The sequence below is a fragment of the Polynucleobacter sp. AP-Feld-500C-C5 genome (assembly GCF_018882265.1).
Taxonomy (GTDB): Bacteria; Pseudomonadota; Gammaproteobacteria; order Burkholderiales; family Burkholderiaceae; genus Polynucleobacter.
Genome location: NZ_JACVOW010000025.1, coordinates 47,380 through 62,099, shown reverse-complemented (window position 1 = coordinate 62,099; position 14,720 = coordinate 47,380). Strand labels below are relative to the sequence as shown.

14 protein-coding genes are annotated in these 14,720 nt (G+C 47.0%); 7 read left to right on the top strand and 7 right to left on the bottom strand.

Annotation, left to right across the window (positions count from 1 at the left end; translation table 11 throughout):
* Positions 1–224 precede the first annotated feature (224 nt).
* The 4 genes from clpS (at position 225) to ICN21_RS10120 (ending at position 4,600) form a co-directional block, all read left to right on the top strand.
* Positions 225–581: an ATP-dependent Clp protease adapter ClpS gene (gene clpS, locus ICN21_RS10135; RefSeq protein ID WP_215295735.1), complete on the top strand. Its 357-nt coding sequence runs from the start codon at positions 225–227 to the stop codon at positions 579–581.
* Positions 578–2,884, top strand: a complete 2,307-nt coding sequence (gene clpA / locus ICN21_RS10130) for an ATP-dependent Clp protease ATP-binding subunit ClpA (protein ID WP_216178329.1) — start codon at positions 578–580, stop codon at positions 2,882–2,884. The genes clpS and clpA overlap by 4 nt, the downstream gene beginning before the upstream one ends.
* 33 nt (positions 2,885–2,917) lie before the next feature.
* A complete protein-coding gene (locus ICN21_RS10125; RefSeq protein ID WP_216178328.1) occupies positions 2,918–3,151 on the top strand; it encodes a hypothetical protein in 234 nt (77 codons plus the stop codon).
* A 91-nt stretch (positions 3,152–3,242) separates the two neighbouring features.
* Positions 3,243–4,600, top strand: a protein-coding gene (locus ICN21_RS10120) for an IS3 family transposase (protein ID WP_370624087.1) whose coding sequence is annotated in 2 segments (ribosomal slippage) — positions 3,243–3,705 and positions 3,705–4,600 — 1,359 coding nt in all. Because the reading frame shifts where the segments join, the coding sequence is not laid out codon by codon here.
* A 70-nt stretch (positions 4,601–4,670) separates the two neighbouring features.
* On the opposite strand, the gene dut is transcribed toward ICN21_RS10120, so the two are convergent.
* The 5 genes from dut to ICN21_RS10095 are packed head-to-tail and all read right to left on the bottom strand — an operon-like array spanning position 4,671 to position 10,689.
* Positions 4,671–5,120, bottom strand: a complete 450-nt coding sequence (gene dut / locus ICN21_RS10115) for a dUTP diphosphatase (protein WP_216178327.1) — start codon at positions 5,118–5,120, stop codon at positions 4,671–4,673.
* 41 nt (positions 5,121–5,161) lie between these two features.
* Positions 5,162–6,373, bottom strand: coding sequence for a bifunctional phosphopantothenoylcysteine decarboxylase/phosphopantothenate--cysteine ligase CoaBC (gene coaBC, locus ICN21_RS10110; protein WP_216178326.1), 1,212 nt, complete (start codon positions 6,371–6,373; stop codon positions 5,162–5,164).
* A gap of 9 nt (positions 6,374–6,382) precedes the next feature.
* Complete coding sequence (lspA, locus tag ICN21_RS10105) at positions 6,383–6,871, bottom strand: signal peptidase II (protein ID WP_216178325.1); 489 nt, start codon at positions 6,869–6,871, stop codon at positions 6,383–6,385.
* A gap of 13 nt (positions 6,872–6,884) precedes the next feature.
* A complete protein-coding gene (ileS, locus tag ICN21_RS10100; RefSeq protein ID WP_370624089.1) occupies positions 6,885–9,764 on the bottom strand; it encodes an isoleucine--tRNA ligase in 2,880 nt (959 codons plus the stop codon).
* Positions 9,739–10,689 (bottom strand): bifunctional riboflavin kinase/FAD synthetase, encoded by a 951-nt coding sequence (locus ICN21_RS10095; RefSeq protein WP_216178323.1) that lies wholly within the window; start codon positions 10,687–10,689, stop codon positions 9,739–9,741. Before ICN21_RS10095 ends, ileS begins: the two co-directional genes overlap by 26 nt.
* Before the next feature lie 39 nt (positions 10,690–10,728).
* On the opposite strand from ICN21_RS10095, the gene purN reads away from it, so the two are divergent.
* Genes purN through ICN21_RS10080 form a run of 3 tightly spaced genes read left to right on the top strand, consistent with a single transcriptional unit; the run spans position 10,729 to position 14,141 of the window.
* Positions 10,729–11,358: a phosphoribosylglycinamide formyltransferase gene (gene purN / locus ICN21_RS10090; RefSeq protein WP_216178322.1), complete on the top strand. Its 630-nt coding sequence runs from the start codon at positions 10,729–10,731 to the stop codon at positions 11,356–11,358.
* The gene (locus ICN21_RS10085; protein ID WP_216178321.1) at positions 11,355–12,899 is read left to right on the top strand and encodes an RsmB/NOP family class I SAM-dependent RNA methyltransferase; all 1,545 of its coding nucleotides are present in this window, start codon (positions 11,355–11,357) and stop codon (positions 12,897–12,899) included. The genes purN and ICN21_RS10085 overlap by 4 nt, the downstream gene beginning before the upstream one ends.
* A 42-nt stretch (positions 12,900–12,941) precedes the next feature.
* Positions 12,942–14,141, top strand: coding sequence for an acyl-CoA desaturase (locus ICN21_RS10080; RefSeq protein WP_216178320.1), 1,200 nt, complete (start codon positions 12,942–12,944; stop codon positions 14,139–14,141).
* Between the two features lie 92 nt (positions 14,142–14,233).
* Here the strand turns inward: ICN21_RS10080 and rpmG are convergent, their stop codons facing one another.
* Together rpmG and rpmB are read right to left on the bottom strand one after the other, a co-directional pair.
* Complete coding sequence (gene rpmG, locus ICN21_RS10075) at positions 14,234–14,401, bottom strand: 50S ribosomal protein L33 (protein WP_015421876.1); 168 nt, start codon at positions 14,399–14,401, stop codon at positions 14,234–14,236.
* An 11-nt stretch (positions 14,402–14,412) separates the two neighbouring features.
* Positions 14,413–14,646, bottom strand: coding sequence for a 50S ribosomal protein L28 (gene rpmB / locus ICN21_RS10070; RefSeq protein WP_088526345.1), 234 nt, complete (start codon positions 14,644–14,646; stop codon positions 14,413–14,415).
* Between the last annotated feature and the right edge of the window lie 74 nt (positions 14,647–14,720).

Below are 14,720 nucleotides of genomic sequence, written 5' to 3'. Positions count from 1 at the left end.
TTTAATCAGTCTCAATCCACAACACGCCTAAATAGAACCTCTTTTGAAGCCTACCCCCCGATTGTTTGCCCTTTTTGTAGGGGTGTCAAGGAGTTATATGTACTTCACTCTCAGTAATTACCCCTTTTTTTATCGAAAATTGCCCCAATATGGGTTAAACAAGGGTTTTTGAGGGGTTTTCGCAACAAGACCCTGGTTAAATCAAGTTTAGATATCTGTTTAGAATGTTTCTCATGAGCCGCACACCTAAAAATCCCACTACTGGCGTCCCTGCCAATCCTTATGTTGAGGACACCCTTCTTCTCGAAAAACAGGTCGAGCAAGTTAAGGCGCCTTCGATGTATAAAGTTTTATTACTGAATGATGATTACACGCCAATGGAATTTGTGGTGATGGTTATTCAGGAGTATTTTAATAAGGACCATGAAACAGCAACGCGCATCATGTTGCAGGTTCATTTGGTTGGCAAAGGTGTTTGCGGAATATTTACCCGTGACGTTGCTGCCACGAAGGTGCATCAAGTTATTGAATTATCCCGTGAAGCGGGTCACCCACTACAGTGCACTATGGAGGAAGTATGATTGCCCAAGAACTAGAAGTAAGCTTGCATATGGCGTTTGTTGACGCGCGGGCATCAAGACATGAGTTCATTACCGTAGAACATTTGCTCGCCGCCTTGCTCGATAACGCTACTGCCGTCGAGGTATTAAAGGCTTGCGCCGTTAATATTGCAGAGCTACGTGCTCAACTCAAAAACTTTATCAATGACAACACCCCTGTGGTGCCAGGCAATGATGAAGTGGATACACAACCAACCTTAGGATTTCAGAGGGTGATTCAGCGCGCGATCATGCACGTTCAGTCAACATCCAATGGCAAAAAAGAAGTTACTGGTGCCAATGTATTGGTGGCGATTTTTGGTGAAAAAGATTCTCATGCGGTGTATTTCTTGCAACAGCAAGGGGTCACCCGTTTAGATGTGGTGAATTTCATTAGTCATGGTGTGCGCAAAGATCAAGCTGAGCACGTCAAACCTGCTGACACTACTCAAGAAACCGAAGAAGCTGCTTCTTCAGGTAAAGAGAGTCCATTAGATCAATACACCCAAAACCTCAATGCCCTCGCTCGCCAAGGTAAGATTGATCCATTGATCGGCCGTGAGAGTGAAGTAGAGCGAGTGATTCAAGTCCTTTGCCGTCGTCGCAAGAACAACCCGCTATTAGTCGGCGAGGCCGGTGTTGGTAAGACTGCGATTGCTGAAGGTTTGGCTTGGAGAATCGTTAAAGGCGATGTGCCTGAAATCTTGGCTAACGCAACAGTGTATTCCTTAGATATGGGCGCTTTGTTAGCAGGCACTAAATATCGTGGTGATTTTGAGCAACGCCTGAAGAGTGTGCTCAAGTCATTAAAAGACCATGCACATGGTGTCTTATTTATTGATGAGATTCACACCTTGATTGGTGCCGGTGCTGCATCAGGCGGAACATTGGATGCAAGCAATCTCTTGAAGCCCGCTTTATCTAATGGCCAACTCAAATGTATTGGTGCAACCACCTTTACTGAATACCGCGGCATCTTTGAAAAGGATGCTGCTTTATCGCGTCGCTTCCAGAAGGTCGATGTGGTTGAGCCAACAGTTGATCAAACAGTACAAATTCTGCGTGGCCTGAAATCTCGCTTCGAAGAGCACCACAGCGTCAAATATGCTGCTGGTGCCTTGGTGGCAGCAGCAGAACTTTCTGCTCGTTATATCAATGACCGTCATTTACCAGATAAAGCAATTGACGTGATTGATGAAGCGGGGGCTGCACAACGTATCCTGCCAAAGTCTAAGCAGAAGAAAACCATTGGCCGTCCTGAGATTGAAGAGATTGTGGCTAAGATTGCGCGCATACCGCCTCAATCTGTCACCGTTGACGATCGTAGTAAGTTGCAGACCTTGGATCGTGACATCAAGAGCGTAGTCTTTGGTCAAGATCCTGCTATCGAAGCGTTAGCGAGTGCGATCAAGATGACTCGCGCTGGGCTTGGCAAGATCGATCGTCCCATTGGATCTTTCTTGTTCTCGGGTCCTACTGGCGTCGGTAAGACCGAGGTTGCAAAACAGCTTGCTTACATTTTGGGTATTGAGCTCTTGCGCTTTGATATGTCTGAGTATATGGAGCGTCATGCAGTGAGCCGCTTAATTGGTGCGCCTCCAGGTTATGTGGGCTTTGATCAAGGTGGTTTACTTACAGAAGCGGTGAATAAAAAGCCTCATTGCGTCCTCTTGCTCGATGAAATTGAAAAAGCCCATCCTGATATTTTCAATATTCTCTTGCAAGTGATGGATCACGGTACCTTGACGGATAACAACGGTCGCAAGACTGATTTCCGCAATGTGATCATCATCATGACTACCAATGCTGGTGCTGAAGCCATGCAGAAGTCGACCATTGGCTTTACTAACGCACGTGAGTCTGGCGATGAGATGGCCGACATTAAGAAGTTCTTTACGCCTGAGTTCCGCAATCGCTTGGATGCCATTGTTTCCTTCAAGGCGCTGGATGAGACCATCATCATGCGCGTAGTTGATAAGTTCTTAATGCAGCTAGAAGAGCAATTGCATGAGAAGAAGGTTGACGCCACTTTCAGTGCGGCACTACGCGCACACCTTGCAAAACATGGTTTTGATCCCTTAATGGGCGCTCGCCCAATGCAGCGCATCATTCAAGACACGGTTCGCAAGGCTTTGGCTGACGAACTTCTCTTTGGTAAGCTGGCGCAAGGCGGTCATGTCGATGTGGATATTGATGCCGATGGCAAAGTGCAGTTGAACTTTGAGGCTCCTAAGTTACCTGGCAAAGCCGCCAAGGTGGACGTAGCACCTGCAGAAGAAATGTAATCAATCACAGACGCACTACTCAAAAAGGAAAATATGTCCCATCACGATAAATTGCTAGAGGCCTTTGAAACTTATAAAGCGGAGAATGAGAAGTTCCAAGGCAAAGGCATTAAAGCGTCTGCTGCTCGTGCTCGCAAGGCTTTACAAGAGATTGCTGGTTCTTGCAAAGAGCGTCGCAAGGAAATTACTGCAGAAAAAGAATCTCGTGAAGGTGCGGGTGCTAGTATGTCACAAGATGCTGCACGTAAAGCGCATATTCGCAAGTAATAAGTAGTAGGATTTATAGAAGGAAAAAAGCCACCCTCTGAACTGACCCCCAAAAGTTGGACGTTATGTCCAACCAAGGGGGTTTTGTTTTATGAGCAAGTACAGCAAGCAGTTCAAGCTAAAGGTAGTTAAAGAGTTCTTAAAATTTGGCGGTCTAAAGCGGGTTGCCAATTTATTTACAGTGAACCACTCTCAGGTCCGAGACTGGTCTTTAGCCTATCAGGCGCATGGCTCTGATGGCCTTACTCCAGACCATCAACGTCACCCTCCCCAATTTAAACTGCAGGTTCTGCGGTACATGGCCAAGCACCAAGTATCGGCCAGACCAACTGCGGCCCACTTTGGCATCCGCAGCATGAGCACTGTATTGCGATGGCAAAAACTCTACAATGAAGGCGGTATTGCAGCCCTTGCTAATCGACCTATAGGACGACCGCCTATGTCCCAATTTAATATCAAAGCACTGCTCAAAAAGCCTGTCTCAGAACTCACACCTGCAGAGATGCGACGACGCTTAGAGTACGCAGAGGCTGAGGCTGCCTACCTAAAAAAGTTAGAAGCCTTAGCTCAGAGCAAAGCTGCAAAAGAGAACAAGCCCAAGTCATCACTGAGCTAAGGCCGTATTACCGTTTAATCGATTTACTCGCTATCGCCAAGATGGCTAAAAGCGTTTACTACTACTGGCTTAAAGCCAGTAGTAGTCATGCGCCCGATCCCTATCTGGATGCTAAGAATCAAATTAGCGCAATCTACCATCGCCACCAGGGTCGCTATGGCTATCGGCGGGTGCTACTAGAGCTACGTAATCAACATCAACACTTAAACCACAAGACCGTACAAAAGCTCATGGGCCAACTTGGCCTCAAGTCCACCGTACGCCCCAAGCGCTATCAGTCTTATAAAGGGGGTGTTGGTAAGGTGGCGCCTAACTTACTCGAGCGTAACTTTGGGGCAAGTAAACCTCATCAGAAGTGGGTAACTGATGTGACTGAGTTCAACATCAAAGGCGAGCGAGTGTACTTATCACCGATCTTAGACCTCTATAACCAAGAGATCATCTCCTATGAGATTGGCGATCGGCCGCAGATTAGCACCGTCATGCAGATGCTCAAAAGCGCATTTAAACAACTGGGGCCAAAAGATCAACCCATGCTGCACTCAGATCAGGGTTGGCAATACCAGATGGGGCTCTATCAACAAGCCTTAAAGGAAAAAGGCATAGATCAAAGCATGTCTAGAAAAGGCAATTGCTTAGATAATGCCGTGATGGAAAACTGGTTCGGCATTATGAAGACGGAGTTCTTTTACCAAAAGAAGTTTGAAAGTGTTCAATCATTTAAAACCGAGTTAAAGGAATATATCCATTACTACAACCATGATCGAATCAAGCAAAAACTAAAGGGATTGAGTTCGGTATTGCACCGGACTCAATCCCTTGTGCTAACCTAACTAAACTGTCCAACTACTGGGGGTCAGTTCACTCGGGTGGCTTTTTTGTTCATTCGTATTGGTAGATGAATTAGCTGCGACCGGTGCTACCAAAGCCACCTGCACCACGGCTACTTTCAGTGAACTCCTCAACGACTTTGAGTTCAACTTGTTGCACTGGCATCACTACGAGTTGTGCAAGGCGCTCCATTGGCTCAAGCTTAAATGGAGTTGATCCACGATTCCAGGTGCTCACCATCAATTGACCTTGGTAGTCAGAATCAATGAGGCCAACTAAGTTGCCCAAGACGATGCCATGCTTATGACCAAGGCCTGAGCGAGGAAGAATAAAAGCCGCATAGCGTGGATCTTCTACATAAATGGCTAAACCGGTAGGCACTAAAATAGTTTGGCCCGGAGCAATCTCCATCGTTTCATCGATACAGGCACGTAGATCTAGTCCAGCGCTACCAGGGGTGCCATAAGTAGGTAGTTGAGACTGTATCCGTTCATCGAGAATTTTGACTTGTAAAGATTGCATGAAATTTCCTAAAACAGGGAATGTAAGTAAAGAGAATGCCGTTAAATTTTCTTGGCTACTAGTTGAATGAGTTGGCGAGCAAGGTGAAGTTTTTCAGCCTTCGCTATTTTTTTACTACCACTAGCATCCATAACGAGTAACTGATTGAAGTCGCTTCCAAAGGTATCTGGACCAATGTTGCCAACAATCATTGGAATGCCTTTGCGCTTCAGTTTCTCGTCCGCGTGCTTTTCGAGATCAGTGGATTCGGCAGCAAAGCCCACACAATAAGGGGAGGGTTTGCCGCTTTTGGTTTTGACTGTTTTGGCAACATCTAAAAGAATATCTGGATTGGCTACAAATTCCATGTTTGGAGCACCATCACCTTGGCGCTTTATTTTTTCTTTGGCAGGCTTTGCAATGCCCCAGTCTGCTACTGCCGCTACCGCAAAGAACACATCGCAATCAGTGGCTGCCAATGTTGCAGCGTGCATTTCTTTAGCGCTCACGACATTAGTCCGGATAATCTTTCCAGTCGCCTCTAATGGCGTAGGAAGATCGCAGGGGCCTGCAATCAGACGTACTTGGGCACCAGCCTCCAAAGCGGCTCTAGCAATGGCAAAGCCCATCTTTCCGGAGCTGTGATTGGTAATGCCGCGGACTGGATCAATCGCTTCAAAGGTGGGGCCAGCAGTAATCAATACTTTTTTACCTACAAGTGATTTCTTTTGAAAGAAAGCAATGACTTGCTCAGAAATTTCTGCAGGCTCAAGCATTCTGCCCATACCAACCTCTCCGCAAGCCTGAAAGCCACTCGCGGGGCCAAGAAGAGTTACCCCATCATGGTGGAGACGGTCAGCACTCCTCTGGGTGGCTGCGTGCTCCCACATCTGTTTGTTCATCGCAGGGGCAATTAGCAACGGGCAATCTCTTGCTAAGCAAAGCGTGCTGAGCAAATCATCTGCCAAGCCAAGGGAAAGTTTGGCCATAAGGTCTGCACTCGTTGGTGCAATCAGGATGATGTCAGCTGAGCGTGATAACTCGATATGAGCCATATTGTTACTAATGCTGTTATCCCATTGGCTGGTGAAGACTGGATTACCTGTGAGCGCTTGCATGGTGACAGATGTCACAAATTGTTGTGCAGCCTCGGTCATCACCACCTGTACAGAAGCGCCCTCTTGTATTAACAGGCGAGCAAGCTCTGGCGTCTTGTAGGCGGCAATACCGCCGGAGATGCCGAGAACGATTTTCTTATTTAAAAGTGATTGCATGGCGCCAGCTTAATGGGATTGAGGGGATTTGCCAAATGACTTGCACAATTCGCTCCAGATGATGAGGCCTGCACCAATACAGATTGCGCTATCGGCAATATTAAAGGCTGGCCAATGCCAGTTGGCGTAGTGCAGATCGATGAAGTCAACTACGGCGCCATACATGATTCGGTCTAAAACATTGCCTAGCGCACCACCCAGAATCAGACTGAGTGCCAGGCACAGTAGTTTCTCGCCAAGGCTTTTACGTAATAAGTAAATGATGTAGATGCTGGCTATGAGACCAAGAATAGTAAAGAACCAACGCTGCCAACCTGATCCCTGCGCCAAGAATGAAAACGCCGCGCCTGGATTAAAAAGCAGTAGCCAATTCAGAAAAGGAAGGACGGGTTCAGGCACACCCATTTGCAAATTGCTTAACGCAGCCCACTTACTCAACTGGTCTAAGAGCAGAATCATCGTTGCAATAGCAAGATAGCGAAGCATTGGCAGGCTCATCAATTGCTGCTACTTAGGCAAACAAGCGGTGGTCACCAGCGCCAAAGAGATTGCTGATACAGCGACCACAGAGCTCTAGATGATCAGCATTGGCACCTACGTCTTTAGTGTGATGCCAGCAACGACCACATTTTTTATATTGGCTACCGCGTACTAGGACCTCGAGACCATCATTGCTGAGTACAATCTTAGCGCTTGAGGTGATGGTTACGAAACGCAAGTCATCCTCAAGTGAATGCAAGATAGCAAAGTCAACATCACCTAATTTAATAGTCAGTTCAGCTTGCAGGGATGAGCCAACATTACCGGCCTCACGTTCTAACTCAATGGCTTTGGTCACTTCAGAGCGGATTTCACGAATGCGATTCCATTTGTTCAGCAATTCATCGGCATGAGCGACTTCTGGTAATGCGCCGAACTCTTCCATAAAGATGGATTCAGACGGTTTACTACCTGAGCCATGCGGGAATGATTGCCATGCTTCTTCAGCGGTGAAGGAGAGGAATGGCGATAACCACTTCAAGAGATTGCGAGTGATGTGAAAGAGCGCATTCTGGGCGGCTCTGCGATCAGGTGAGTTTGGCGCACTGGTATAGAGACGATCTTTGAGGATGTCTAAGTAGAAGCCGCCTAAATCTTCTGAGCAAAAAGTGAGCATGCGAGTCACAGCTGGATGAAACTCATAAGCCTTGTAATGGGCTTCGATATCGCCTTGTAATTGATTAGCAAGTGCCACAGCATAACGGTCGATCTCAAGCCATTGTTCAGCAGGCATTGCGTGCTTGCTAGGATCAAAATCAGAAAGATTGGCGAGCAAGAAACGCAAGGTATTGCGAATGCGGCGATAACTTTCAGTCACGCGCTTCAGAATCTCATCAGAGATAGTCATTTCACCGGAGTAGTCGGTTGAGGCAACCCAGAGGCGAATGATTTCAGCGCCGAGTTTGTCAGCCACTTGTTGTGGTGCGATGACATTGCCTACGGACTTACTCATCTTGCGGCCTTGACCATCAACAGTAAAGCCGTGAGTGAGTAGTGCTTTATAGGGTGGCTTGCCATCAAGCATGGCACCGGTGAGTAAAGAGGAATGGAACCAGCCGCGGTGTTGGTCTGAGCCCTCGAGGTATAAGTCAGCCAATCGACCATTCGGTGTCTCAGCATCGGTAGTTAGTAATTCATTGCGATGTGATCCGCGAATCACATGCCAGTGTGTTGTCCCTGAATCAAACCAAACATCTAAGGTGTCACGATTCTTTTCGTATTGTGATGCCTCTTCACCAAGCAACTCAGAAACTTCGAGTTGCTGCCAAGCTTCGATGCCACCTTTTCCAACACGCTTAGCAACTTCTTCCAGTAGCTCAACAGTGCGAGGATGTGGATCACCCGTTTCCTTATGAACAAAGAAGGCCATGGGTACACCCCACTGGCGTTGGCGTGACAAGGTCCAATCAGGGCGATTGGCAATCATGCTATGGAGGCGCTGTTTACCCCAAGCCGGAAAAAACTCGGTACTATCAATGCCAGCTAAGGCAGTCTCACGCAGGCTAGCTTTGCCATCAGATGGCTTCTTGTCCATACTTGCAAACCATTGTGAAGTAGCGCGATAAATAATCGGCGACTTATGGCGCCAGCAATGCATGTAAGAGTGGGTATACGTTTTGTCGCGCAACAAACTGCCCGCTTCACGCATTGCTTCCATAATTTTGGGGTTGGCTTTCCAAATATATTCGTTTGCAAAGAGTGGCAACCAAGAGGCATAGACACCATTGCCCATCACAGGATTGAGAATATCTTTATCGGCTAGCTTATTTGCTTTGCAAGACTTAAAGTCTTCTTCGCCGTAAGCAGGCGCAGAGTGAACAATGCCTGTGCCAGTATCGAGCGTGACGTATTCAGCGGGATAGATTGGAGAGAGGCGCCTATATCCCTCATGTAATGGGGCTAGCGGATGCCAGAAAGAAATATTCGCTAGTTGCGCGCCTAGGCAGGTAGCAATCACTTTACCTTCAAGACTATAGTCCTGCAAGCATGTGTCAACACGATCTTTTGCCAGGATCAATAACTTATCGCCAACATCTACTAATGCATAAGTCACCTCTGGATGAACATTCATTGCTTGGTTTGCAGGAATGGTCCAAGGCGTTGTTGTCCAGATGACAATCTGGCCAGGCTTATTAGGTAACTCAGGAAGACCAAATGCTTTTGCGAGCTGTGGTCGCTGTGCATCATCAAACGCAAAGCCAACATCAACCGTTGGATCAGTTTTATCTTGGTATTCCACTTCGGCCTCAGCGAGTGCAGAGCCACAATCAAAACACCAGTTCACTGGTTTGAGACCACGAAAGACGTATCCTTTTTCCCAGATCTTACCTAGTGCACGAATTTCATCAGCCTCATTACGGTAGTTCATCGTGAGATAGGGATTGTTCCAGTCACCCAAAACGCCAAGGCGCTCAAAGTCTATCTTCTGCTTATCTACTTGAACTTGGGCGTAGGCACGTGCTTTAGCTTGTACCTCTGCAGTTGGCAGGTTCTTGCCAAATTGTTTTTCAATCTGAATTTCAATTGGCATGCCATGACAATCCCATCCAGGCACATAGGCAGAGTCATAACCCATAAGCCAGCGCGACTTCACAATCATGTCTTTCAGAATCTTGTTTACTGCGTGACCAATGTGAATATCGCCGTTTGCATACGGAGGACCATCATGCAAGATGAACTGAGGTTGATTAGCATGAGCTGCACGAATCTTTTCGTAGAGCTTATTTTTCTGCCATTGAGCAACCCATTGCGGTTCACGCTTAGCCAGATCCCCTCGCATTGGGAAGGAGGTATCTAGTAAATTGACTGGATAGGAATTTTCTTTTTCAGACATAAGCTTTTTTCTGGAAATAATTTCTGGCGTGCTGTGCATCCGCTGCAATCGCATTTGTTAGGGCGTCAAGGTCATCATACTTGGCCTCATCACGAATTTTTTCTAAGAGCTCAACGGTAATAATTTTTCCGTAGACATCTTCTTGGTAGTCAAAGATGTGTGTTTCAAGCAGAACACGACCTTCATCTTCAACGGTAGGCCTTACTCCTAAACTAGCCACTGCTGGCAGGGGTTTATCACTAAGTCCCAATACCTGTGCAGTGAAGATCCCGGTAGTTGCTGGCTTGCGATGGTGTAAGTGATTGGCAACTGCTAAGTTCAAGGTAGGGAATCCGAGTTTGCGTCCGAGTTGCTGTCCATGTATCACATGTCCGGAAATTCCATAAGGACGACCTAATAATTTTTCAGCTAGAGTCATATCGCCTTGAGCAAGTGCAGTACGCAAGGCTGAGCTGGATATGCGCTTGCCATCTTCTAAGATAGTTTGAATACTCGATACCTTGAAGCCATATTTTTCACCTGCTGTTTGGAGGCTTGCAAAATTCCCGGCACGTTTTGCGCCATAGCAAAAATCATCGCCAATCAAAATCCATTTGGCGTTGAGACGTTTCACAATAATTTCTGAAACAAACTCATCGGGTGTGAGGCGAGCAAAAGCAGCATTGAAATGTTCGACCACGACACGGTCAATACCAAGTTCGGCTAAGGCGGCCAGTTTATCCCGCAGATTCAGAATGCGGGGCGGTGCTTGCTCTGGAGAGAAGAATTCTTTGGGGTGCGGCTCAAAGGTCATGACGCAACTCACCAAACCTTTTTCATGGGCGCCATCAACTAACTGCTTGAGCAGGGCGCGATGACCCCTGTGCACGCCATCGAAATTACCGATGCTTAAGGCACAAGCAGGTCCTGCAGAAAACTGGGTCGGGCCGCGGAATACGTTCACAAAATCGCTTTCAGGGTAGCCATCAATTATATTGTGGGCATGCTTTCTATCGTTACCTTAATCTCAGGCCGCGGATCCAATTTCGAGGCGATCGTCAAAACAGCTCAAAAAGAGCAGTGGCCAGTCAAGTTTGCAGGGGTCATCGCCAATCGCTCTGGGGCCAAGGGCCTTGATTTTGCTCGCGCGCAGGGTATTCCAGCCCATGTCCTGGAGCACAAAGAGCATGCAAGTCGCGAATCCTTTGATGCTGCCCTCACCCAGAAAATTGATGACTTAGGGGCTGATTTGGTGGTTCTAGCCGGTTTTATGAGGATTCTGACGCCAGGTTTTATTCGTCATTTCGATGGTCGATTAATCAATATTCACCCAGCGCTCCTGCCAGCATTCCCAGGATTGCACACCCATGAGCGGGCTTTAGAGGCCGGCGTTAAAGAGCATGGCGCCACAGTTCATTTTGTAAATGAGGGTGTGGATGAGGGGCCTATTATTTGCCAGGCCTCTGTTCCAGTCTTGGATGGGGATGATGCAGAGACTTTGGCGGCTCGTGTTTTAACTGCTGAGCATCAAATTTACCCGCGGGCCGTAAAATGGTTCCTTGATGGACGATTGCGAATGGAAGGTAATCAAGTGAAGTTACAACCCCCAGAATCGCAATTTTTTAAATTATGAGCGCAGAACGTCCACCCCGTAAATCCGGCACCCGCTTAAGCTCACAAAAAAGTTACGCTGCTAAATCTAAAGATCCCTTGCGCCGTCCTGAACGACGTAACGCGAGTGGCAATCTCATTGCGCCCGAAGGTCAGAAGAATTTTTCGAATGCAAAAGCATTACCTCAGCATGCTATTCACTTGGAGCGTCTACTTCCTGAATTGCTCAGTTTTGAGCAGCCAGCAGATCGTGTAGTGAGTCGCTATTTTCGCGCAGAACCACAGCTCGGTAATCGTGATCGCGCCTTAATTGCAGAGAGTGCCTTTGCTATTTTGCGTCGTAAAAATGAGTTCTCTCAATTTGCTGTCAGTGGTGAAGGCTCACAGGCTAGACGCTTAGCCCTATTGGGTTTGCTGTCCGCTTTGTCTGAGGGTGGTTTGGGTTCCGCGAACCGTGCCGAGAGTGCTATCGCCGATTTGGCGCATGTTCTCAAGCCTGGTGAATATGAATGGTTGCAACGATTTCCAATGGTTGATCCTGCTGCATTAAATCCTTTGGTACGCAACAATTTACCTGAGTGGTTATGGGATGCTTTTGGAAAATATCCTGGTGAAGCAACCCGTGAAGAACTTGCAAAATCATTGATGCATCCTGCACTCCTAGATTTGCGTGCGAACACCATGAAGATTAATCGGGAAGAATTGCTCGTGCAGATGAATGCCTTGGGCGGTCGCTACCAAGCGATTCCAACGCCATATGCACCCGATGGAGTGCGCATCATGGGCAAGCCGGCATTACAAAATACTGCTGGCTTTAAGGCGGGTATGTTTGAGGTACAAGATGAAGGTAGTCAGCTTTTGGCATATTTACTTGCACCCAAGCGTGGTGAGATGGTGGTTGATTTTTGCGCTGGTGCTGGCGGTAAGACTTTAGCGATTGGTGCCTTGATGCGTTCTACAGGACGCCTTTATGCTTTTGATACATCTGAGCGTCGTTTGGCAAATTTAAAACCAAGACAAGCCCGAAGTGGCCTTTCAAACGTGCATCCTGTATGGATCGATAGTGAGAACGATGCCAAGATCAAACGCTTGGCTGGAAAGATTGATCGAGTCTTGGTAGATGCCCCTTGTAGTGGAATGGGTACATTGCGCCGGAATCCTGACTTGAAGTGGCGTCAAACTCCAGAAGGTGTTCTAGAGCTCAATCAGAAGCAAATGAATATTTTGGGTTCAGCAGCTCGCTTATTAAAGCCGGGTGGTCGCCTGGTTTATGCCACTTGCAGTCTTTTGCCCCAAGAAAATCAAGCAATTGCAGAAGATTTCTTGGTGAAACACCCAGAATTTGAAGTGGTTCCAGCGGCTGAAGCAATTAAGCCATTGTTTCCAAGGGATAAATTACCTTTAGGGTGCTCGTCAGATAATCCGTGGTGGCAGTTGTGGCCGCATATTCATGGTACAGATGGCTTTTTTGGTGCTGTTTTCCAGAAAAAAGGTAGTAAGCTGGAAAAAGCAGAAAAGCCAAAAACCCCAGAGATAGCGAAAGATAAGCCCAAAAAGACCTAAAAAGATCTAAAATAAGAGCTAATACTTAAATAGGACTCTCTTTTGAATACAGTTTCAAGTTCAGGTTTTGATTTATTCCTCAATTGGCTTGCCAATGGATATTTAGATTGGTCTTGGTGGCAGATTGCCTTGTTTACCTTGGCTGTTACCCATGTCACGATTGCTGCAGTCACCATTTTCTTGCATCGCTGCCAAGCGCACCGGGCTTTGGATCTGCATCCGATAGTTTCCCATTTCTTCCGCTTTTGGCTTTGGTTGACCACCGGCATGGTGACTAAGGAGTGGGCCTCGATTCACCGTAAGCACCATGCGAAATGTGAAACCGTGGATGATCCCCACAGCCCGCAAATTTTAGGCATTAACACTGTCCTCTCACGTGGTGCTGAGCTTTATAAAAATGAAGCTAAGAATCCAGAGACGATGGAGAAGTTTGGCCACGGCACTCCCGATGATTGGCTCGAGCGCAATATCTATTCCAAGTTTTCTTGGCAGGGCGTTGCCATCATGTTGATCATTGATGTGTTCTTGTTTGGCGGTATTGGATTAACCGTCTGGGCGGTGCAAATGCTGTGGATCCCAATTACAGCGGCTGGCGTGATTAATGGTATTGGCCACTACTGGGGCTATCGCAACTTCGATTGCGAAGATGCTTCAACCAATATTTTCCCGTGGGGCATTTTGATTGGTGGTGAAGAATTGCATAACAATCACCATACCTTTGCAACGAGCGCTAAGCTTTCCAATAAATGGTACGAGTTTGATATTGGTTGGCTCTATATTCAGATGATGAGTGCAGTTGGTTTGGCGACAGTAAAGAAAACGCCACCTAAACCCGTCTTGAGTGATTTGCGTCCCGCCGATCAAAACACCCTAGAGGCCATCATTGCTAATCGCTATGAAATCATGGCGCGCTATAGCAAAACATTACGCAACTTCTTTAGTAATGAAGTGCAACACATGCAAGTTCTTGCCTCACATTTAAGCGACGCCCGTACTTGGCTATCTAAGGATGAGTCTCGCTTGAGCGAGGATGAGAAGGCTAAGCTAGAGGAGCTGATGGCGAGCAATGCACAGCTGCGTAAGATGATTGAGATGCGTCGTGATCTTCAGGCAATCTGGGGTCGTTCTAGCGCCACCAGAGAGCAATTACTTTCACAGTTGCATGCTTGGTGTCAATGCGCTGAAGATAGCGGTCTAACAAGCTTGCGTGAGTTCTCTTTGCGATTGCGTCGTTATGCTTAGGCAGGTAGTAGCGATGTAAAAGAGCGCAAAGATTGAGGCAATAAAAAACCCGCAACTAAGCGGGTTTTTTATTTGCATGAAGTAAGGATGGGTTACTTCAGCTTAGTTTCTTTGTAAGCAACATGCTTGCGAATGGTTGGATCAAACTTCATGATCTCCATTTTTTCAGGCTTAGTACGCTTGTTTTTTGAGGTTGTATAGAAGTGACCAGTACCTGCTGATGACTCTAGCTTGATTTTTTCTCTGCCGCCTTTAGCCATTTGCGTGCTCCTTAAATTTCGCCACGTGCACGAAGATCAGTCAAAACAGCATCGATGCCGTTTTTGTCGATAACGCGCAAGCCAGCATTGGTTAAGCGCAAGCTAATCCAACGGTTTTCAGATTCAACCCAGAAACGACGGTTTTGCAAATTCGGCAAAAAGCGACGCTTCGTTTTATTGTTTGCATGGGATACATTGTTGCCAACCATCGGCTTCTTCCCAGTGACTTGGCAAACTTTTGCCATGACATAACTCCATTAATTGCGAAAAAAGAAGATTGTATCAGCCTAAGCCTATTTTGGGCTAGTCCTTATTGGCT